This window comes from Micromonospora sp. CV4 (assembly GCF_003667455.1).
Classification (GTDB): Bacteria; Actinomycetota; Actinomycetes; order Mycobacteriales; family Micromonosporaceae; genus Micromonospora.
Map to the genome: position 1 here is coordinate 1 of NZ_RCVI01000243.1, position 17,815 is coordinate 17,815.

Here is a 17,815-nt window from a genome sequence, read left to right on the forward strand (position 1 = left end):
ACGGGGTGGGAGGGTGAGGGTGACGGCGACCGGCAGGTGGTCGCTGGCCGTACCGCGTGGCGCGACCGGGCCGCTGGCGGTCAGGCCGGGCGAGACGAACACGTGGTCGATCTGCTGGCGCGGGTCGTCGGCCGGGCTCGTCGCCAGCGGTCGGGCGGCCACCAGCGCGTCGACCAGACCGGCCTCGGTGAACTGCGCGAACGCCTCGTCACCCGGTTCGGTGTTCAGGTCGCCGGCCACCACCAGGGGCCGGCCGGCCGCGTACCCGGTCGCGAAGTCGACGACCGCGCCAGCCTGGACCACCGGACCATGGCCGGGTGGTGGTTGCAGGTGGGTGCTGACCACGGCGGCGCGGACGTCGTCGCCGAGGTCCAGGGTGACCGCGAGGGCCTGCGCGCCGGTGGGGGCCCCGACGGCGGGCAGCGCCACGGTCCGCGGATCGGTCACCGGCCAACGGCTGAGCACGGCGTCCCCCCAGACGGGGTCGGCGGCCGGCCCGAAGACGTACGGCATGCCGAGCCGGTCGGCCAGCAGGTCCAGGGTGTCGTGGCCGCCGTTGAGCAGCCAGCCCCGGTCCACCTCGCTGAGCAGCACCACGTCGGGCCGCTGCCGGTCGATCATGTCGGTCAGTCCGGCCAGGTCGAACCGGCCGTCGAGCCCGAAACCCATCCGGACGTTGTACGCCACCACGGTCAACCGATCCGGCGGGCCGTCCCGGTTGCCGGCCACCGGCACGTCGTCGGCGAGCAGCGGCGCCAGCAGGGCCAGCGCGGTGACCGCGGCCGTGGTCCGCAGCGGCGGCAACGGCGCCGGGACCGGGCGGGCGGTGGGACGGGCGGCGAGGGCCACGACGGCGACCAGCGCGGCGACCATCACCGGCACCGCGCCGTTGGGGTAACCGAGGTCGTAGGCGGAGTAGTACCCGACCGCCCCGACCGCGAAGACGAGCATCCCGGCGGCGACCGCGTACCCCCGACGGCCCGCCGGACGCGCGCTGCCCTGGACGCCGCCGACGCCTTCGAGAAGGCCGGCGTCGACGCCGCTGCCGGGCTGTCCGGCGTCGACGCCGGTGTCGGGTCGTCCGGCGTCGTCGCCGGTACCGGGGCGTCCGGCGTCGTCGCCAGTCTCGGGTTGTCCGTCGTCGCCGGTGTCGGGTCGTCCGGCGGCGTCGGTGAGGGCGAGGCAGGCGCCGAGACCGACGGCGGTGAGCAGGACGGCCGCGACGAGCAGGTCGCCCCGGTCCAGCGCGAAGAGCAGCGCTCCGGCCAGCAGGGCCGTCGGCCCGAGCGCCCGGCCCCACCGCGCGGGCGGACGGACCAGTGCCGCCAGCAGAAATCCGGCGACCGCCACCGGCACCGGGGCCAGCCCGACCAGCGGCGAGCGGGCCACGCCGTCCCCGGCGACCAGGTACGAGGTTCCGGTCCGGGCCACCGCCGGAGCGAGCGCCACCATCCCGGCCAGCAGCAGCGCCGGCCCGGCCAGCAGCCAGGCCCGGGCGCCACCGGGGCCGGTCGGCACGGTCGGCAACGCCGTGCCGAGCAGGAACAGCGTCACCGCGGCGGCGCTGAGCAGCCAGGCCACCCAGTCACCCCGCCAGACCAGGTCGTACGTGTCCAGCAGCGCGTGCACGGCCGCGTTGGCGGCCAACCCCAGCGCCAGCCCGGGCACCGGTCGGTCGGTGCCGGCGGCGACGCCGACCAGCCAGACCAGACCGGCCAACAGCCCGGCGGTGGCCAGCCAGAGCTGCGTACGACCGCCCGGAGCGGCGGTGAGCGCGAGCCGGGCGCCGGCCAGCACAACGGCAGCGGCGACGGTGACCGGCCGGGCGCCCACCCGGCGGACCAGCGCCGGTGCGGCCAGCGTCAGCACGAACCAGCCGAGGGCGAACGCGCCCATCAGCTCGGCCGGGGTGGACGCGGCCTGGCCGAAGATGGTGATGATGCCGGGCAGCCAGACCCGCAGCACGTCGAGAAGCAGGATGACGCCCAGCGCAAGCGATCCGGTGGTGAGCTGGCGGTAGCGCACCGGCGCCCTCTTCCCGTCGGCGGGCCGGCAAAGGGGGGCCGGCACGGCGATTCTGCGCGTGCCGGCCCGCCCGGTCAACGGTCCGGGTACGCCGAAAGGGCGCCCACCCCACGGGTGGACGCCCTTTCGTGCGGGTCGGTCAGCGCTTGCTGGCCGCCTTCTTGGCCGGGGCCTTCTTCGCCGGGGCCTTCTTGGCCGCCGTCTTCTTGGCCGCCGTGCTCTTGCTCGCCGTCGCGGTGGTCTTCTTCGCCGCGGTGGACCTGGTCGCCGCGGCGCTCTTCTTCGCCGGGGCGGTCTTCTTGCTGGCGGCCGCCTTGGCCGTGGTGGTCTTGCTCGCCTTGGCCGGGGCGGTCTTCTTGCTGGCGGCGGCCTTGGCCGTGGTGGTCTTGCTCGCCTTGGCCGGGGCGGTCTTCTTGCTGGCCGCCTTGGCCGTGGTGGCCTTGGTGCCCGCCGCCTTGGTGCCGGCGGTCTTCGCCGTGGTGGTGGCGGTCTTCTTCGCCGCCACCGTGGCCTTCGGCACCTTGCCGCTGGCCACCATCTCCTTGAACCCGGCGCCGGCACGGAAGGTGGGGACAGATGTCTTCTTGACCTTCACCGCCTCGCCGGTACGCGGGTTGCGCGCTGTTCGTGCGCCACGCACACGCTTTTCGAACGCTCCGAATCCGGTGATCGCCACCTTCTCGCCCTTGGTGACCGCTGCCTGGACCTCAGTGAGGACCGCGTCGAGCGCGGCCGTCGCCGTTTTCCGGTCCCCCAGGCGAACGGCGAGCGCCTCGATGAGCTCGGCCTTGTTCACGACTTCCTCCCGATTGTGCAACTGACTCGACGCGAGCCATTCTGCGCGCACGGTATGCCCTGTGCTGCCGGGACACAAACATTCGGTGGAAAAAAGCCCTTGTGTCGTAACGGATTCACCCCCACCGGTTGGACCGATGGGGGCGGAATCCGGTGCGCGGTCGGGCGTACGGCTATGCCACCGAGGGCAGGAACGGCAGTCGGCCCGCCTCGTAGGCGTCGATGTCGGCGGCGTGCCGAAGGGTGAGTCCAATGTCGTCCAGGCCCTCCAGCAACCGCCACCGGCTGAAGTCGTCCAGGGGAAAAGACCAGCTGGCGCCCCCGGCCCGGAGCTGGCGAGCGGTCAGGTCGACGGTCACCGGCGTGCTCGGATCCGCCTCGACGAGGTCCCACAATTCTTCGACGGCTTTCAATTCCAACTCGACCGGCAGCAGACCCTCCTTGAGTGCGTTGCCGCGGAAGATGTCGCCGAAGCGCGGGGCCACGACTGCGCGAAAGCCCCAGTCCCGCAGCGCCCAGACGGCGTGCTCGCGGGAGGATCCGGTGCCGAACTCCGGACCGGCGACAAGGATCGACGCCCCGGAATACGAATGATCGTTGAGCACGAATGCCGGATCTTCGCGCCAGGCGCTGAAGAGTCCGTCGGCGAAGCCGGTCCGAGTCACCCGCTTGAGGTACACGGCCGGGATGATCTGATCGGTGTCCACGTTGGAGCGCCGCAGCGGCACGGCGGTGCCGGTGTGGGTGGTGAACTTGTCCATCTCGTCGGTCCCTTCTACAGGTCGGCGGGGGCGGCCAGCCGACCGACCACGGCGGTGGCGGCGGCGACCGGCGGAGAGACCAGGTGGGTACGACCGCCCCGGCCCTGACGGCCCTCGAAGTTGCGGTTGGAGGTCGAGGCGGAGCGCTCGCCCGGCTTCAACGTGTCGGGGTTCATCCCCAGGCACATCGAGCAGCCGGCGAACCGCCACTCGGCGCCGGCGTCGGCGAAGACCTTGTCCAACCCTTCGGCCTCGGCGGCCTCGCGCACGGCGGCGGAGCCGGGCACCACGAGCATCCGGACCCCCTCGGCGACCGTGTGGCCGCGCAGCACGTCGGCGGCGGCCCGCAGGTCCTCCAGCCGGCCATTGGTGCAGGAGCCCACGAAGACCACGTCGATGGGCAGCTCACGCAGCGGCGTGCCGGGGCGCAGGTCCATGTACTCCAGCGCGCGGCGGGCCGCGGCACGCTCGGAGTCGGTGCCGAACTCCTCCGGGTCCGGCACCGGCGCGCTCAGTGGCGCGCCCTGCCCGGGGTTGGTGCCCCAGGTGACGAACGGGGTGATCCGGCTGGCGTCCAGGGTCACCTCGGCGTCGAAGCGCGCGCCCTCGTCGGTGGGCAGCGTCCGCCACCACTCGACCGCCGCGTCCCAGTCCGCGCCCTGCGGCGCGTTCGGCCGACCCTTGAGGTACGCGAAGGTGGTCTCGTCCGGCGCGATCATGCCGGCCTTGGCGCCCCACTCGATGGACATGTTGGCGATGGTCATCCGCCCCTCCATCGAGAGCGCGCGGATGGCCTCGCCGCGGTACTCGACGATGTGCCCGCGACCGCCGCCGGTGCCGACCTGCGTGATCAGCGCGAGCACCAGGTCCTTGGCGGTGACCCCGGGGGCGAGTCGGCCGGTGACGTTCACGGCCATGGTCTTCGGCCGGCTCTGCGGCAGCGTCTGGGTGGCCAGCACGTGCTCCACCTCGCTGGTGCCGATGCCGAAGGCGAGCGCGCCGAACGCGCCGTGGGTGGCGGTGTGCGAGTCGCCGCAGACGATCGTCGTGCCCGGCTGGGTGAGCCCGAGCTGCGGGCCGATCACGTGCACGATGCCCTGGTTGTCGTCGCCGAGCGGGTGCAGCCGCACGCCGAACTCGGCGCAGTTGCGGCGCAGCGTCTCGATCTGCGTCCGCGACGTGGGGTCCGCGATGGTGAGCAGGTCACCACGGCGGGACCGGAACGCCGGATCGGCGTACCCGGTCGGGGTGTTGTGGTCCTCGGTCGCGAGCGTCAGGTCGGTACGGCGCACCCGGCGCCCGGCGAGCCGCAGCCCGTCGAACGCCTGCGGGCTGGTCACCTCGTGCAGCAGGTGCAGGTCGATGAAGAGCAGGTCCGGCTCACCAGCGGCGGACCGTACGACGTGCGCGTCCCAGACCTTCTCGGCCAGGGTCCTCGGCTCAGGAGTGACTCCCACCATCTGGACATCCTAAATTCTGGGAGGTAAGTTTCGGCTTGTGGGACACAGTATGAGCGGTGTCGGCGTTCTCGACAAGGCGGTGGTCATCCTGGCCGCCTGCGTCGACGGCGCCAGCCTGGCCGAACTCGTTGAGCGCACGAAGCTGCCCCGGGCCACCGCGCACCGGCTGGCGCAGGCACTGGAGATTCACCGGATGCTGGTCCGGGACACACAGGGCCGCTGGCGCCCCGGCCCGCGCCTGGGCGAGCTGGCCAACGCCGCGCCGGACGTCCTGCTGACCGCCGCCGAACCGCTGCTGGCCGCGCTGCGCGACGCCACCGGCGAGAGCGCACAGCTCTACCTGCGCCGCGCCGACGAGCGGATCTGCGTGGCGGCGGCGGAGCGTGCCAGCGGCCTGCGGGACACCGTTCCGGTCGGCTCGGTGCTGCCGATGACGGCCGGTTCCGCGGCCCAGATCCTGCTCGCCTGGGAGCCGCCGGAGGCGGTCATGCCGCTGCTGCCGCGCAGCAAGTTCACCGGCCGCACCCTCGCCGAGGTCCGGCGCCGTGGCTGGGCGCAGAGCGTCGCCGAACGGGAGGCCGGTGTGGCGAGCGTCTCCGCCCCCATCCGGGACCGCACCGGCCGGGTGATCGCCGCCGTCAGCATCTCCGGCCCGATCGAACGCCTCGGCCGCCGCCCCGGCGAACGCCACGCCATGGCCGTCGTGCGAGCCGGCCAACGCCTCTCCGGCCTCTGAACGGCCCCCACCCGCTGCTCGCCGCGGTGATCAAGAGGTGCGCGTCAACACGGTCGGCGTGTCGTGACGCGAACCTCTTGATCACCGCGGAGGCGGCAGGGGGTACCCGAAAAGGGGAAGGCCCGTCTCGCGGTGCGAGACGGGCCTTGGTTGTAGCCCCGACCGGATTCGAACCGGCGCTACCGCCTTGAGAGGGCGGCGTCCTGGGCCGCTAGACGACGGGGCCAGAACTTTCCTGCATCACCGCCCTGGCGAACGGTGCAGCGGTAGTCTAGCGGCACCCGTACCCGGGGGGCGGCACGGGGTGCGGGCCTCGATGACCGCGTGGGGCGGACACGAAACAGCCCGCCTCACCACGTGAGACGGGCTGTGCGCTGATGTAGCCCCGACCGGATTCGAACCGGCGCTACCGCCTTGAGAGGGCGGCGTCCTGGGCCGCTAGACGACGGGGCCAGAACCACTTCTGCTCCTCCACCCTCGCGGGCGGAGGAGCTGCACTCTACCAGAGACCACTCTCCGCCCCCGGAGGGGCGGAGTCGAACTCCGTCAGAATCCAGCGTCCGGGATTCTCGCGAATCCCAGCTGCGCTGGGGTACCAGGACTCGAACCTAGACTAACTGAACCAGAATCAGTCGGGCTGCCAATTACCCCATACCCCATTGGCCCCTTGCGGCGCCGGGAGTGAACATTACCCTCCCGGTGCCGGCAGGCCAAATCCAATCCCCCTGAACCGCCCGTGAGCTGCGGAAACAGGGGCATCGGACGGATCAGGCGACGGGGACCACCGGGTTGGTGAGCTCGCCGATGCCCTCGATCCGCACGGTGACCGTATCCCCCTCGACGAGCGGGCTAACCCCGGCCGGCGTGCCGGTGAGCACCACGTCGCCGGGCAGCAGCGTCATCACGTGCGAGATGTACGACACCAGGCCGGGCACGTCGAAGACCATGTCCTTCGTCCGGCCGAGCTGGCGTACCTCCATCTCCTCCGGGTTGCGGCCCACCTCACACCGGATCTCCAGGTCGGAGACGTCCAGACCGGTGGTGATCCACGGACCGATCGGGCAGAACGAGTCGAAGCCCTTGGCCCGGGTCCACTGCCCGTCCGAGCGCTGGAGATCCCGGGCTGTGACGTCGTTGGCGCAGGTGTAGCCGAAGATGGCGCGTTCGGCGGCGGCCCGGTCGGCTCGGCGCGCCCCCGGCGCCCCGATCACCACCGCGAGCTCCGCCTCGTGCTCCACCTGCTTGGAGAAGATCGGCAGCCGGATCGCGTCCCGGGGACCGATCACCGAGGTGGACGGCTTCAGGAAGAGCAACGGCTCCTTGGGCACCTCGGAGCCGTGCTCGGCGGCGTGGTCGGCGTAGTTGCGACCCACGCAGACCACCTTGCTGGGCAGGATCGGCGAGAGCAGACGGACGTCGGAGAGGGCCCAGCGGGCCCCACTGAAGGAGAGCTGGCCGAACGGGTGGCCTTCGATCTCGGCGATGGTCAGGCTCTGCGGCCCGGCCTCCGCCTCGCCCTCGACGACCCCGAACGACATTCCCTTGGCATGAGCGAAACGAGCGATACGCACCTGGCCAATCTAGCCCCGCCGGCGGGTTTACCGGCCAGGACCGGCTGCCGGGTGTGCTCAAGCCGTCAGGACGGGCCACCTTAGCCGAGGCCCTGACGGTGCGGGCCGGCTTCCCGACTTCGTACCCGCACGGAGGCAGCCCGCCCCTAGCGTCGGCTCCGGAGGTTCGTTCGTATGCCTGCATCGACACGACACCACAGAGCCCTCGCAGTGCTCGTGCACTGCCTCGGCATCCTCGCCGCCGTGCCGGCCCTGCCCGCGGCGGCCCCGGAGGCGGCGGCCACGCCACGACCACCGGCCGTCACGCCACAGACAACGGCGGTCACGCCACGACCGACGGCGGCCACGCCGCTGCCGGTCGCCAGCGCGCCGCCGCCGGTGGCGGTGGCCGCGCGGGCGCCCCTCGCGGCGACCGCGGAGGCCACCCCACCGTCGGCGCCGCCGGCGATGGCACCACCCTCGAAGAGCCCGGCGAAGACGATTCCGCCGCCGGTCACGGTGGCGGTCGCCCCGGAGAGCAGCCCCGCGCCGCGGTACCGGATCCAGGTCCGCAACGTGGGCAACTCACCGGTCGACACCACGGTGCGCCAGGAGCTGCCACCCGGCGCCTCGGCCACCTCGATCAGCTCCGGCGGGCGGGCCACCCGCGCCGGCGGGTCCACCGCGGAGGTGACCTGGCGGTTGAGGCTGCCCGCGCACAGCTCGACCACGCTGGGCACGGCGCTCGCGGCGACCGCGCCGGGCCAGGCGATGACCGCGCCGGCCTGCGCGTTCACCAGCGACGGCAGCCGGCCGTACGACTGCGCCACGGCCACCTGGCAGGCGGCGGCGGCGCCCGCTGCCGAGGTCACCGAGGCCCCGCCCTGGCGGCGGATCCCGGTGCTGCTGGCCGGGCTGGCCGTCCTGCTGCTGCTCTGCGCCGGTGTGTTCTGGGTGTGGCGTCGCCGGCGTGGGCGGCGGGTGACGGCAGCCGCCCTGGCGGCCGACCGGGGGCCCGACGACGGACGCGGAACGATCTATCCACGCCCGTCCGCCCCGAGCCCGGCGGCGCGTCGGCGTACCCCGCCGGTCTGGTTGCTGGTCGGTGCGGCGGTGGTGGTGCTGGCCGGCGTGCTGGGCGCCGCCGGCTGGACGGCGACCCGCCGGGTCGCGTCGATCGACACCCAGAAGCAGCCGACCAGCGGCGCGTGGATGGGCACCGCGGTGTCCGGTCCGGTCGGCGTGCCGCTGCGCGAGTCGGCGTTCGAGTTCACCGTGTACCGGGTGTCCTGCGGTGCGGCGGGCTCCGCTCGGCCGGCCGACGGCGGTACGGCGTCGGCCGCCGGCCGGCGCTGCCAGGCCACCGTCGGTGTGCGCAACGTCACCGGCGATCTGCAGCCCTGGCACGGCGAGCTGCAACGGGCCTACCTGCCCGGCGGGCGCTGGGTGAGCACCGACGAGCCGGCCACCCGGGCGGCCAACCTGGGTCGGGACGTCTTCGCCGATCCCGTCGCCGCGGGCAGCCGGGTGGTACTCCCACTGGTCTTCACCGTTGACGGGCGGGACCCGCCCCGGCAGTTGGAGCTGCGCAGCGGGGTGTTCTCCGCCGGCGTGCGGGTGGACATGCCCTGACCGGTGGGCGGGCGGCGGTCGTACCCTGGGGTCCGTGACCGCCGCCCTCGCCCCCGCCGTGCTCGACGTGGCGGCCTGGCAGGCCCGCCGCCGGGCCCACGAGGAGCGGGTGGACGCCTGGCTGACCCCGCACCTGGCCCGCCGCCGTCGCGGCGAGCGGCACCCGGTGGCCGATTTCCTCTTCACCTACTACTCGCACCGCCCGGCCCAGTTGCGTCGCTGGCACCCGGGCGCCGGGGTCGAGCTGCGCGGCGCGGATCCGGCCGAGTTCGGCCGTGACTACCGCGCCACCGACGTCGGGGTCACCCTCGACACCGAGGGGGTACGCGCGCGGCGCGGCGACTCGATCGGCTGGATCCGCTCGCTGCTGGCGGCCACCGCCGGGCGGACGCCGCACTTCGGCTGTTTCGGGATGCACGAGTGGGCGATGGTCTACCGGCAAACCCGCGAGGAGTTGCGGCACAACGCCTGGCCGTTGCGGCTGGACCCGGAGCGGACCGCCGCGATCGTCGAGGAGCGGGGCGTGCGGTGCAGCCACTTCGACGCGTTCCGGTTCTTCACGCCGCCTGCTCGGCCGTTGAACGTGCTCTCCCCCACCCGGGAGAGCCAGCACGCGCTTGAGCAGCCGGGCTGCCTGCACGCCAACATGGACCTCTACAAGTGGGCGTACAAGCTGTCGCCGCTGCTGCCCTCGGAGCTCGTCGCGGACTGCTTCGAGCTGGCCCGGGAGATCCGCACCCTGGACATGCGGGCGTCCCCGTACGACCTGGCCGCGCTCGGTCATCCGCCGGTGCGCGTCGAGACGCCGGAGGGCAGGGCCGAGTACGCCGCCGCGCAGCGCGGCTTCGCCGACCGGGCCGCCGTGCTGCGCGACCGGCTGCTCGCCGCCGTGCCGGCCTGACCGGGAGCGGCCGACTCAGCTCGCCGGGCGGGTCCGCAGACCGTCGATGAGCAGCGCGACCACCGCTGCCATGTCGTCGTCGAGGCCCGGTTCGCTCCACTCGGTGCGGTGGGACGGGTGGTGAAACCGGGCGGTGGCCTGCAACAGCGCCCGTCCGGCCACCGCCGGGTCGGGGACGCTGAACTCACCGGCCGCCACCCCGTCCGCGACGATCAGGCTGAGCTGGCCGGCGAGGACCTCCAGGTGGTTGGCGACCGCGCCCTCGGAGAGGGTGGCGAGCTGGTGGAAGTTGTCGAACAGCTCCGGGTCCTCACGGGCCATCCGGCGCTTGGTGCCGCTCAGCTCGGCCAGCCAACGGCGTAGCCGCTGCGGGGCCGGGCCGGGGCCGGTGGCCACCTCGATCAGCGGGGTGGAGACCCGGGCCAGCCAGCGTTCGGCGACCGCCTCGCGCAGCGCCGCCTTGCTGGCGAAGTGGCGGTAGACGCTGCCGTGGCTGACGCCGAGCGCGCGGGCGACATCCAGCACGGTGGCCTTGGCCGGCCCGTACCGGCGCAGCACCTCCTCGGCGGTGTCGAGGATGCGGTCGGCCGTCAGGGCGGTGGCGTCGCTCATCCCTCCAGCCTTCCTGACCGCGCGGACGGCCGTGGCGCGGCCCCCGGCCGGCGGTCGCGCCACGGCCGGGCGGTCATGCCCGCTCGCTGTCCAGGTGCGCCATCTGCGCCTCGTCGTAGCGGGCGCCGGCGGCCGCGCCGGCCGGTACGGCGGCCTCGATCGCGGCCAGGTCCGTCTCGGTCAGGGTGATCGCCGCGGCGCCCAGCGCCTCGGTCAGCCGGTCCCGACGCCGGGCGCCGATCAGGGGCACGATGTTCTCGCCGCGGGCGAGCACCCAGGCGATGGCGATCTGCGCCACGGTGACGCCGCGAGCCTCGGCGATGGCGCGCAGGGCGTCCACCAGGGCGAGGTTGCGGTCCAGGTTGGCGCCGGCGAACCGGGGCAGGTGGCTGCGGAAGTCGGCGCCGGTGGTCTCCCGCTGCGCCGTCCAGTGGCCGCTGATCAGGCCCCGGGACAGCACCCCGTACGCGGTGATCCCGACGCCCAGCTCGCGCGCCGTCGGCAGGATCTCGGCCTCGGGGTCGCGGGAGATCAGCGAGTATTCGATCTGGAGGTCGGTGATCGGGTGCACGGCGTGCGCCCGGCGCAGCGTCTCGGCGCTCACCTCGGACAGGCCGATGTGCCGGACGTGACCGGCCTTGACCAGCTCGGCCAGGGTGCCCACCACGTCCTCCACGGGCACGTCCGGCGTGAGCCGGGCGGGGCGGTAGATGTCGACGTGGTCGGTGCCGAGACGGCGCAGGGTGTACGCCAGGAAGTTCTTGATCGCGGCGGGTCGCAGGTCGATGCCGTTCCAGCCGCCCTCGATGTCGCGCAGCGCGCCGAACTTGACGCTGATCACGGCGTCGTCCCGGTTGCGGCCGCGCAGCGCGTCACGCAGCAGCAGCTCGTTGTGGCCCATCCCGTAGAAGTCGCCGGTGTCCAGCAACGTGATGCCGGCGTCCAACGCGGCGTGGATGGTGGCGATGCTCTCGGCCTCGTCGGCGGCGCCGTAGAGGTCGGACATGCCCATCAGACCGAGCCCGAGTGCGGAGACGGTGGGGCCGGTGGTGCCGAGGGTGCGGGTGTTCATGAGTCTTCCTCTCTTGGAGTGACCCGTTGAGCGTACATCCTTCGGCTGACAGATTCCAGATTCTGTCATCCAGCAGCCGCAAGGACCCCGGAGCCTGCCGAGGAAATTGGGACGAACTACTCGCCGTCCACGCGGCGGTCGCGCTTGCGCTGGGACTGGCGCTTCTTCTCGGCCAGCCGGCGCTCCTTGGCGCCCCGGGACGGACGCGTGGCCCGGCGCGGCGGAGGCGGCGGCGCCGCGGCCTCGCGCAGCAGCGCGGCCATCCGCTCGCGGGCCGCCTCCCGGTTGGCCAGCTGCGCCCGATGCTCACTCGCGGCGATCGTCAGCACCCCGTCGACCAGGCGGTTGGCCAGCCGAGCCAGCGCCCGGGACCGGACCGACTCGGGCACGGCCGGTGAGTTGGCCAGGTCGTAGCTCAGCTCGACCCGGGAGTCGGCGGTGTTCACACCCTGACCACCGGGCCCGGACGAGCGGGAAAAGCGCTCCCGCAGCTCCCCGGCGGGGACGACCCACCGGTCCGTCACCCGCAGTCCGTCGTCCACGCCCCGAGGCTAACCCGCACCGCCGGTCCCGGGGTCACCGGTGCGGCGGTTCACTCTGCGTCGCCGACGGGCTGGGTGCCGGGCCCGCCGTCTCATCGTCGGAGCCGACCGCGGCGTACGCCGCCGCGCCGACCAGCAGCAGCGCGATCACCCCGGCCTTGGTGGCGACGGCCCGGATCAGCAGCCACGCGCTGCGGCGGGCACCCGGCACCGACTTCTTGACGGTCTGGTAGTCACTCCACCCGCGCCGGGCGCGGGTGTACGCCGACCCCACTGCGATTCCGATGACCAGGCCCACCAGCAGGAGGACCACGAGAAGAGGACGCTCCACCTCAGCCAGTATCCATACCGAGTGTGATATTTCCATGGCCCGATGCTCTCGGGCCGGATATCCGACAGTGGTGGCGATCCCACGGGCCGCCGCCGTGCTGTCCGGGCAGCTCAGCCGCCCTTGCCGATGATCGTGTCGGCGGTCTGCTGGACCTGCTCGATCGGGATGGCGAAGCCGATGCCGATCGAGCCGTTCCCGTCGATGGTGGCGATCGCGGTGTTCACCCCGACCACCTCCCCACGGGCGTTCACCAACGGCCCACCCGAGTTGCCGGGGTTGATCGACGCGTCGGTCTGCACCGCGCTGTGCCGGTTGTTGCCCAGCCGCACCTGACGGTCCAACGCGCTGACGATCCCCGCGGTTACCGTCCCGGACAGACCGAGCGGCGAACCCACCGCGAGCACCGGCTCACCGACCCGGGTGGCGCCCGGCTTGGCCAGCGGCAACGGGGCGAGCCCGGCCGACGCGGGCACCTTCAGCACCGCCAGGTCGCTGCGCGGCTCCCGGCCGACCACCTCGGCGGCGTACCGGCGGCCGTCGGGCAGCTCCACCGTCACCGGTCCACCGCCACCCTTGGCCAGGATGTGGTCGTTGGTGATGAGGTGCTGCTGGTCGTCGATGGCGAAACCCGAACCGGTCGCGGACGAGCCGCTCGCGCCGCCGGCGAGCACCGACACCACTCCGGGCACGGTCCGCTCGGCGGCGGTGACCAACTCCGCGGGCACCGGTGCGGCCGACGCCGCGGCCTCGCCCGGACCGCCGTCCCGGCCCGCCACCACCCCGCCTGCCACGGCGCCCGAGACGGCGGAGAGCGCCACCACCGCCAGCGCGGCGAGGAGTCGGCCCGGTCGCCGCCCGCCGGGATCCCGCCCGGTGCCGGGCGCGTCCCAGAACCCGCGGCCGTCCGGGTCGAGTTCCGGTGAGATGAACCAGGGACCGCGCGGTTCACCCAGTCCGGTCTGCACTGCCATGCGTACTCCTCACGGTCGAAGTCCGTTGCGCGCGGCGGGTCAGGGAAGCCGGGAGAACCAGCGCATCGAGCCTGCGGCGGCACCCATCGCGAAGACCAGTCCGAGGCCGATGAACCGGGCCGAGACGTCCTGCCGTTCGGTGCGGTAGCCGACCGAGCTGCCGATGTCGTCGTAGACGGCGCGCAGCTCCTCGGTGGTGCTGGCCTCGTGGAACATCCCGCCGGTCTCGTCGGCGACCGCCTTGAGGGTCTGCCCGTCGACCGGCACCTGGATCGGCCGCCCGCCCCGGTCCACGAACCCGGACGGGGTCCCGAAGGAGATGGTGTGCACCGGCACCTCCGCCGCCACCGCGTCCGCCGCCGCCTCCATCGGGTCCATGCCGGAGGTGTTCGCGCCGTCGGACAGCAGGATGATCCGAGCCGGCGGGGTCTCCGTGGCGGCCTGGCTGTCCAGGCCCTTGACCGCGCCGAGCGAGGTGTTGATGGCCTCGCCGATCGCGGTGCCCTGCACGCCGGTGACCCCTTCGGCGAGCCGGCCGATCCCCTCCTCAAGCGCCTCCCGGTCGGTGCCGGGCGGCACCAGCACGGCGGCGCTGCCGGCGAACGCGACCAGACCGACGTTGAACTCGTCGGGCAGGCCGTCGACGAAGCGTCGTGCCGCCTGCTTCGCCGCGGCCAGCCGGTCCGGGTCGACGTCGGTGGCGAGCATGGAGGTGGACACGTCCACCGCCACCATCACCGTGGCGCGTTCCCGTGGCACCTTCACCTCGGCGGTGGGCCGGGCGAAGCCGACCACGAGCAGCGCCAGCATGGCCAGGAACAGCCCAGCGGGAACGTGCCGGCGCCACACCGGCCGCTCCGGGGCCACCCGGTCCAGCAGCCGCAGGTTGGTGAAACGAACCGCGTACCGGCTGCGTCGACGCTGCATCACCAGGTACACGACGACCAGGGCGAGCACGCCGAGCAGCAGCCACAGTCGCAGCGGCGACTGCCAGATCACGCGACACCTCCCCGGGCGGCTCCGGCCGGCGCGGCGGCCAACCGGCGCTGGGCGTGCACGTGCCGGACGATGTCCGCGCTCCAGTCCCGGTCGGTGCGCAGCGCCAGATGGGTGGCGCCGCTGCGGCGCAGCGCCTGGTGGACCTGGTCACGCTGGGCGGCCGCGGCCTCGGCGTACCGCTCCCGTAGCCGGCGGTCCGATGTGCACACCTCGCGCCGGCGGCCGGTCTCCGGGTCGACCAGCGTGATGAGGCCGACGTCCGGCAGCTCCAGCTCACGCGGGTCGGTCACCTCGATCCCCAGCACCTGGTGCCGGACGGCCAGCCGGCGCAGCGTCCGCTCCCAGGGCGGTGGCTCGCCGGGGTCGTCGGGTAGGCCGTCGAGGAAGTCGGAGACCACCACGACCAGACCACGCCGGTTGGCGACCCGGTGCAGGGCGTCGAGCCCGTCCGCCAGCTCCGGAGGCCCGACCGGCGCCGACGCCCCGGCCGGCGGCCCGGGCCCGTCGCCGGGCGCGGTGCCGCGCGGTGCGGCCAGCAGCGCGCGGAGCAGGCCGAGCAGGTGGGTACGTCCACTGCGGGCCGGAAAGCGCCGAACCCCGTCGGCGCGCAGCACCTGGGCCCCGAGCCGGTTGCCGACTCCGGCGGTCAGAAAGCCGATGGCGGCGACCGCGGCCACCGCCAACTCCCGCTTGTCCAGCTCGGCGGTGCCGAACTCCATGCTGGCGCTGGCGTCGACCAGCAACCAGGTGGTCAGTTCCCGGTCGGCGTCGACCTGACGGACGTGCGGCACGGCGGTCCGGGCGGTCACCGCCCAGTCCATCCGGCGGACCTCGTCCTCGCCCGGCCGGTACTCGCGACTGCCGGCCGGTTCGCTGCCCGGACCGGGCAGCAGGCCGCGGTACTGGCCGTGCAGCAGGCCGTTCAGCCGGCGGGTGACGGTCAGCTCCAGACGGCGCAAACGCTGGTCCGGAGCCAGCTCGGCAAGGCCGGGATCGGCCGGCGCGGCGACCACGCGCCTCATGCCGCCGCCAGGTCGGGGGCCTGCTGCGGGTGGCCGTTGGCCAGCCGGGGCGGCGGCACGGCCTCCACCAGCCGGTGCACCACGCCCTCGGCCGAGACCCCGTCGGCGACCGCGTCGAACGAGAGCACCAGCCGGTGCGCGAGGACGTCCACCGCCAGCTCGCGGACGTCCTCGGGCAGCACGTACTCCCGCCCGCTCAGCAGCGCCCGGGCCCGGGCGGCGGCGACCAGGCCGAGGGTGGCCCGCGGGCTGGCGCCGTACGCCAGCAGTGGCGCCAGCTCGGGTAGCCCGAACCGGCCCGGGTCGCGGGTCGCGAGGATGAGCCGGACCACGTACTCGGCCAACGCGTGGTGGACGAAGACCCGCTCGGCGTGGACCTGGAGGTCCCGCAGCCGTTGCGCGTCGAGCACCTGGCGCGGGCTCGGCCGGTCTGTGCTCATCCGGTAGAGGATCGCCAGCTCGTCGGCGTCGCTCGGGTAGTCCACCACCACCTTCATCAGGAAGCGGTCGCGCTGCGCCTCCGGGAGCTGGTAGACCCCCTCGGACTCGATCGGGTTCTGGGTGGCCAGCACCAGGAACGGTGTCGGGACGGGCCAGCTGCGCCCACCGATGGAGACCTGCCGCTCCGCCATCGCCTCCAGCAGCGCCGACTGGACCTTCGCGGGGGCTCGGTTGATCTCGTCGGCCAGCACGAGGTTGGCCATGATCGGGCCCAACTCGATGTCGAAGGTCTCCTTTGAGGCCCGATAGATCCGGGTGCCGACGATGTCGGAGGGGACCAGGTCCGGGGTGAACTGGATCCGGGAGAAGGTCCCACCGACCACGGTGGCGAGGGTCTGCGCGGCCAGCGTCTTGGCCACGCCGGGGACCCCTTCGAGGAGGCAGTGCCCGTTGGCGACCAGGGCGATGAGCAGGCGTTCGACGAGCCGATCCTGCCCGACGATCACGCGTTTGACCTCGAAGAGGGTCTGTTCCAGCTCGACGCCGGTCGGCTCGGGATCGACCGCGCTGGGCATGCTGGCCAGGGTGTCCGAGATGTCCGTCACGGTGCTTGCTTCCCGGGGCGGCTGCCCGGCAAACGTCGGATTATCAGCGCCGAAGTGCCCGATGGCGCCCCCGCCCGGGATGAACTGTCCGGTCGGGTGACAACGGCCCCGGGACGGCACGACCCACGCGTACGGCGCCAGACCGGGTGCAGGGCGAAGCCGCCGGACGGGCCGGCGGCTTCAACGGGACAACCCGGGGCGCCGGCCCTCGACCAGGGCCGGCACCCGAGCTGTCAGGAGGTGTGGACGACCAGGTGGAAGCCCAGGTCGGCCGGAGTACCCGCCGAGTTGCGGGTCTGCACGAAGACCCCGTTCGGCGTGCCCAGCCGAGCTGAGACCGAGATCTCGCCGGGCGGCGGGACGCAGCAGGCGTCAGCCCGCCCGATGGTGGCCACGAAGACGGCGTTCGTCACGGTGTAGGCGAACTGGACCTCGTACTGGCCGACGCCGTACTTGATCACGGTGCCGACGCCGCGCGCCCTGGTGCCGTTGGCGTTGACGACCACGATGGTGGTGCGGGCGGCGAGTGTGGTCGCGCCGGACTTCAGTGCGGCCTTCGCACTGCGGGCCGACTCCGCCGTCACCGGCGGCTGGGCGTTCGTGCTGCGCGCCGCCGGCTGGACGGCGTCCGGCGCCTTCGCCGTGGGCTGGGCGACGGCGATCCCGCCACCGGCCAGGCTCAGCCCCAGGACAGCGAACGTGATGGCCGCCGCCTTACGTCGGAAAGATGTGCTCATGACAGGTCCCCCTTGTGTGACCGTGCGAATTCGACCGACCCGCAAGGCGGGACGGATGATTGCCTGTAATAGGTGGACGACGACAATGAGCCCGGAGGAAGCTATCTCACGCGCACCTGGTGAGGTTGATTTCTCAACGATCTACATCCGGTCTGAGCTGGGATTACTACTCAGAGTTGCGTCGTTTAGGCCAGATGGAACGTAGCACCGGAAAAAGCCGAACGTCAATAGTTGATCTCGCTTTATCGAGCTGTCGGTCAGCCGTCAGATAATTGTGAAATGTGAGCGCATCACCATTCACAAATTGAGCGTGGGGAGTTCCGGCTAGGCTGACCGCCATGATCGTCGACGCCCCGCCCGCGCCGGCCCGACACCGCGCCGACCGGATCGGCACGGTGCTCTGCTGGCTGGCGGTCGTACCGACGGCGGCCTGGGCGAGCGCCCGGCTGGCCGGCCTGGACCGGGGGCCGCTGGTGCAGGCGCTCGCCTTCACCCCGTACGTCGCGGGCTGGAGCGTGCTGGCCCTGGCCCTCGCGCTCGCCCTACGGCGCTGGCGGCCAGCGGCGGTCGCGGCGCTGGCCGCGGCGGCGCTGCTCGGCGTGGTCGCACCCCGGGCCGTGGCC

Annotated in this window: 17 protein-coding genes, 3 tRNA genes and 1 pseudogene; 4 read left to right on the forward strand and 17 right to left on the reverse strand. The window is 73.2% G+C overall.

From position 1 onward, the window contains the following. The 4 genes from EAD98_RS12450 to leuC form a co-directional block, all read right to left on the reverse strand. On the reverse strand, positions 1-2,025 hold a 2,025-nt coding region (locus tag EAD98_RS12450; protein WP_121654213.1), incomplete at its 3' end, for an endonuclease/exonuclease/phosphatase family protein. 139 nt (positions 2,026-2,164) lie between these two features. Beyond that, positions 2,165-2,821 carry an HU family DNA-binding protein gene (locus EAD98_RS12455; RefSeq protein WP_199723380.1) on the reverse strand — a complete coding sequence of 219 codons (657 nt, stop codon included), beginning with the start codon at positions 2,819-2,821 and terminating at the stop codon, positions 2,165-2,167. A 172-nt stretch (positions 2,822-2,993) separates the two neighbouring features. Beyond that, a complete protein-coding gene (gene leuD / locus EAD98_RS12460; RefSeq protein WP_121654215.1) occupies positions 2,994-3,581 on the reverse strand; it encodes a 3-isopropylmalate dehydratase small subunit in 588 nt (195 codons plus the stop codon). Positions 3,582-3,595: 14 nt separating this feature from the next. Beyond that, complete coding sequence (gene leuC, locus EAD98_RS12465; protein ID WP_121654216.1) at positions 3,596-5,041, reverse strand: 3-isopropylmalate dehydratase large subunit; 1,446 nt, start codon at positions 5,039-5,041, stop codon at positions 3,596-3,598. A gap of 49 nt (positions 5,042-5,090) precedes the next feature. On the opposite strand from leuC, the gene EAD98_RS12470 reads away from it, so the two are divergent. Then, entirely contained in the window at positions 5,091-5,777 is a 687-nt protein-coding gene (locus EAD98_RS12470) for an IclR family transcriptional regulator (RefSeq protein WP_036374687.1), read from the forward strand. 153 nt (positions 5,778-5,930) lie between these two features. Here EAD98_RS12470 and EAD98_RS12475 read toward each other — a convergent pair. The 4 genes from EAD98_RS12475 to EAD98_RS12490 form a co-directional block, all read right to left on the reverse strand. Further along, positions 5,931-6,003, reverse strand: a tRNA-Glu gene (locus EAD98_RS12475). A 154-nt stretch (positions 6,004-6,157) separates the two neighbouring features. Then, positions 6,158-6,230: transfer RNA gene (locus EAD98_RS12480), tRNA-Glu, on the reverse strand. Between the two features lie 134 nt (positions 6,231-6,364). Then, positions 6,365-6,436: transfer RNA gene (locus EAD98_RS12485), tRNA-Gln, on the reverse strand. A 108-nt stretch (positions 6,437-6,544) separates the two neighbouring features. Then, positions 6,545-7,348, reverse strand: a complete 804-nt coding sequence (locus EAD98_RS12490) for a fumarylacetoacetate hydrolase family protein (RefSeq protein ID WP_121654217.1) — start codon at positions 7,346-7,348, stop codon at positions 6,545-6,547. Positions 7,349-7,522: 174 nt separating this feature from the next. Here EAD98_RS12490 and EAD98_RS12495 point away from each other — a divergent pair, with 174 nt between their 5' ends. Both EAD98_RS12495 and EAD98_RS12500 read left to right on the forward strand, forming a co-directional pair. Beyond that, the gene (locus EAD98_RS12495; RefSeq protein WP_121654218.1) at positions 7,523-8,959 is read left to right on the forward strand and encodes a hypothetical protein; all 1,437 of its coding nucleotides are present in this window, start codon (positions 7,523-7,525) and stop codon (positions 8,957-8,959) included. A gap of 34 nt (positions 8,960-8,993) precedes the next feature. Beyond that, a complete protein-coding gene (locus tag EAD98_RS12500) occupies positions 8,994-9,860 on the forward strand; it encodes a 3-methyladenine DNA glycosylase (protein WP_121654219.1) in 867 nt (288 codons plus the stop codon). 15 nt (positions 9,861-9,875) lie between these two features. On the opposite strand, the gene EAD98_RS12505 is transcribed toward EAD98_RS12500, so the two are convergent. From EAD98_RS12505 to EAD98_RS12545, 9 genes are all read right to left on the reverse strand, one after another. After that, on the reverse strand, positions 9,876-10,472 hold the full coding sequence (locus EAD98_RS12505; protein WP_074317675.1) for a TetR family transcriptional regulator: 597 nt from the start codon (positions 10,470-10,472) through the stop codon (positions 9,876-9,878). A 73-nt stretch (positions 10,473-10,545) separates the two neighbouring features. After that, on the reverse strand, positions 10,546-11,544 hold the full coding sequence (locus EAD98_RS12510; RefSeq protein ID WP_121654220.1) for an aldo/keto reductase: 999 nt from the start codon (positions 11,542-11,544) through the stop codon (positions 10,546-10,548). Positions 11,545-11,660: 116 nt separating this feature from the next. Continuing rightward, entirely contained in the window at positions 11,661-12,086 is a 426-nt protein-coding gene (gene arfB / locus EAD98_RS12515) for an alternative ribosome rescue aminoacyl-tRNA hydrolase ArfB (RefSeq protein ID WP_121654221.1), read from the reverse strand. Positions 12,087-12,120: 34 nt separating this feature from the next. Next, positions 12,121-12,417 (reverse strand): hypothetical protein, encoded by a 297-nt coding sequence (locus EAD98_RS12520; protein ID WP_121654222.1) that lies wholly within the window; start codon positions 12,415-12,417, stop codon positions 12,121-12,123. Between the two features lie 110 nt (positions 12,418-12,527). Further along, positions 12,528-13,388 (reverse strand): S1C family serine protease, encoded by an 861-nt coding sequence (locus EAD98_RS12525; protein ID WP_121654223.1) that lies wholly within the window; start codon positions 13,386-13,388, stop codon positions 12,528-12,530. A gap of 39 nt (positions 13,389-13,427) precedes the next feature. Beyond that, positions 13,428-14,387: a VWA domain-containing protein gene (locus EAD98_RS12530; RefSeq protein WP_121654224.1), complete on the reverse strand. Its 960-nt coding sequence runs from the start codon at positions 14,385-14,387 to the stop codon at positions 13,428-13,430. Then, entirely contained in the window at positions 14,384-15,409 is a 1,026-nt protein-coding gene (locus EAD98_RS12535) for a DUF58 domain-containing protein (protein ID WP_121654225.1), read from the reverse strand. The genes EAD98_RS12530 and EAD98_RS12535 overlap by 4 nt, the downstream gene beginning before the upstream one ends. Next, positions 15,406-16,455 (reverse strand): MoxR family ATPase, encoded by a 1,050-nt coding sequence (locus tag EAD98_RS12540; protein WP_121654226.1) that lies wholly within the window; start codon positions 16,453-16,455, stop codon positions 15,406-15,408. Before EAD98_RS12540 ends, EAD98_RS12535 begins: the two co-directional genes overlap by 4 nt. A gap of 233 nt (positions 16,456-16,688) precedes the next feature. Continuing rightward, positions 16,689-17,192 (reverse strand): hypothetical protein, encoded by a 504-nt coding sequence (locus EAD98_RS12545; RefSeq protein ID WP_121654227.1) that lies wholly within the window; start codon positions 17,190-17,192, stop codon positions 16,689-16,691. Between the two features lie 338 nt (positions 17,193-17,530). Here EAD98_RS12545 and EAD98_RS12550 point away from each other — a divergent pair. Continuing rightward, positions 17,531-17,815, forward strand: a pseudogene (locus tag EAD98_RS12550) (endonuclease/exonuclease/phosphatase family protein); the annotation flags it as partial.

Coding starts and splice junctions, on each gene's coding strand:
- EAD98_RS12495 (WP_121654218.1), top strand. CDS start 7,523: ATGCCTGCATCGACACGACACCACAGAGCCCTCGCAGTGCTCGTGCAC.
- EAD98_RS12535 (WP_121654225.1), bottom strand. CDS start 15,409: ATGAGGCGCGTGGTCGCCGCGCCGGCCGATCCCGGCCTTGCCGAGCTG.
- EAD98_RS12505 (WP_074317675.1), bottom strand. CDS start 10,472: ATGAGCGACGCCACCGCCCTGACGGCCGACCGCATCCTCGACACCGCC.
- EAD98_RS12470 (WP_036374687.1), top strand. CDS start 5,091: ATGAGCGGTGTCGGCGTTCTCGACAAGGCGGTGGTCATCCTGGCCGCC.
- EAD98_RS12525 (WP_121654223.1), bottom strand. CDS start 13,388: ATGGCAGTGCAGACCGGACTGGGTGAACCGCGCGGTCCCTGGTTCATC.
- EAD98_RS12510 (WP_121654220.1), bottom strand. CDS start 11,544: ATGAACACCCGCACCCTCGGCACCACCGGCCCCACCGTCTCCGCACTC.
- leuC (WP_121654216.1), bottom strand. CDS start 5,041: ATGGTGGGAGTCACTCCTGAGCCGAGGACCCTGGCCGAGAAGGTCTGG.
- EAD98_RS12545 (WP_121654227.1), bottom strand. CDS start 17,192: ATGAGCACATCTTTCCGACGTAAGGCGGCGGCCATCACGTTCGCTGTC.
- leuD (WP_121654215.1), bottom strand. CDS start 3,581: ATGGACAAGTTCACCACCCACACCGGCACCGCCGTGCCGCTGCGGCGC.